The sequence below is a fragment of the Cetobacterium sp. genome (genome assembly GCF_048470075.1).
Classification (GTDB): Bacteria; Fusobacteriota; Fusobacteriia; order Fusobacteriales; family Fusobacteriaceae; genus Cetobacterium_A.
In genome coordinates, this window is sequence record NZ_DBGBQB010000322.1 from 1 (window position 1) to 1,831 (window position 1,831).

Below are 1,831 nucleotides of genomic sequence, written 5' to 3' on the forward strand. Positions count from 1 at the left end.
TATTAAGTATTCCAGCCTCTACAGCTTTAGTTTTTAAAATAATTCCAAAAGCACCACCAGTGATAAGGATAAAGGCTATAATACCAACGGCAGTTCCCCATTTATCACCACTAACAAGACCTTCAAAGATATAGTTAGTGATACTCATATCTCCACCAGCTGCAAATATAGGCACACCTTTAATAAGTGGTTGCCCTAAATCATTCACTGCATATTTAAAACTTCCTGGAACAGGAACGGTTCTTGTTTTCATACCAGCTTCAGTGGCATACTGTATTTTTTCCATGGTAAAACTACCAACTGGAACAAGATAGGTAAGAATTGCTGCAAAGATAACTACAAAAAAGATAATGACATAGGTATCGGGTATTCTGATTTTTTTCTTCATTGTTTCCTCCTAGTTTATTGTTTTTATCTGTACGAGTATATAATATAAAGATTTAAAAAACAATAGAAAATAAATAGAATATAAAAAATATATAATAAAAAAGACAGGAAATTTTCCTGTCTTAAAATATATAGATATATAGTTTTTAGAAGAATACCCCAGCAATAACTCCGTTTAAAAGAGAAGCTAAGAAACCTGCTAAAACAGCTCTCATACCCACTTGAGCAATCTCACTTCTTCTATTAGGTGCAATAGCTCCTAAAGCTCCAATTTGAAGTCCTAGAGAAGCTACGTTAGCAAATCCAAGTAGAGCGAAACTCATTATAGCAATTGTTTTTTCTGAAAGTCCAGCTAAATTTTTTGTAAAGTCAACATAAGCAACGAACTCATTAAGAACCATCTTTTGTCCCAGTAAACTTCCTGTATAAACAGCCTCGTGCCAAGGGATTCCCATAGCGTAAGTAATAGGTGCAAAGATATAACCAAGAATAGATTGAAGAGTTAATTGAATTCCAATTAAATCACCAATTCCACCTAAAATCATATTAACTAGTGAAACTAATGCGATAAATGAGATAAGGATAGCTCCGATTATAAGAGCGATATTCATACCATCTATAGTTCCCTTTGCAGCAGCTTCGATAACGTTAACAGAATCACTCTTTGTAAACTCAATCTTTTCATCCTCTGATTCAGCTTGAGTTTCAGGCATGATCAGTTTAGCGAATACCAATCCGCTTGGAGCAGCCATAAAAGAACCTGCAATCAAATATTTCATAGGTACACCAAGAGCGGCATAAGCAGCAAGAGTTGAACCAGAAACAGAGGCAACTCCACAAGTTAAAACAGCAAAAAGTTGTGATCTACTTAAATTTGCGATATAAGGCTTTATAACTAGTGGCGCTTCAGTTTGACCTAGGAAAATGTTAGCTGCGGCAGATACCGATTCAGCCTCTTTAGTTCCTAAAAGTTTTGAAATTCCTCCACCGATGTATTTAATAACAAGCTGCATTATTCCAAGGTGATATAAAACAGATATTAAAGCACCAAAGAAAATGATAAGCGGTAAAACATTAAAAGCAAAAACAAATGCGATATTAGTTCCTGGAGAGTAAAGACCACCAAAAACAAACTGAATACCCTCATTGGCCTGAGCGATTATCTTATTAAATCCATTTGAAACAGATTCTAGAACAAAAGCTCCACCAGTTGTTTTCATAACTATAAAAGCAAAAACAAACTGTAGTGCAAAACCAGCTAAGATAGTTCTCCATTTGATATTTTTTCTATCATAAGATAGAAGATAACCTAAAAATAAAATTACAAAAATCCCGAATATACTTCTCAGTATAGACACATTACCAGCTCCTCTATAACTATAATATTATTTTGATATTACTATCAAAAATTACTTTATCCTTTTAATTATATTCTAAAATATAC

1 protein-coding gene and 1 pseudogene are annotated in these 1,831 nt (G+C 33.6%); both read right to left on the reverse strand.

What is annotated here, in order from left to right:
* Nucleotides 1-388, reverse strand: a pseudogene (locus tag ACMOUI_RS11230) (hypothetical protein); the annotation flags it as partial.
* A gap of 145 nt (nucleotides 389-533) precedes the next feature.
* Entirely contained in the window at nucleotides 534-1,745 is a 1,212-nt protein-coding gene (locus tag ACMOUI_RS11235) for a NupC/NupG family nucleoside CNT transporter (protein WP_418965784.1), read from the reverse strand.
* Nucleotides 1,746-1,831: the final 86 nt, after the last annotated feature.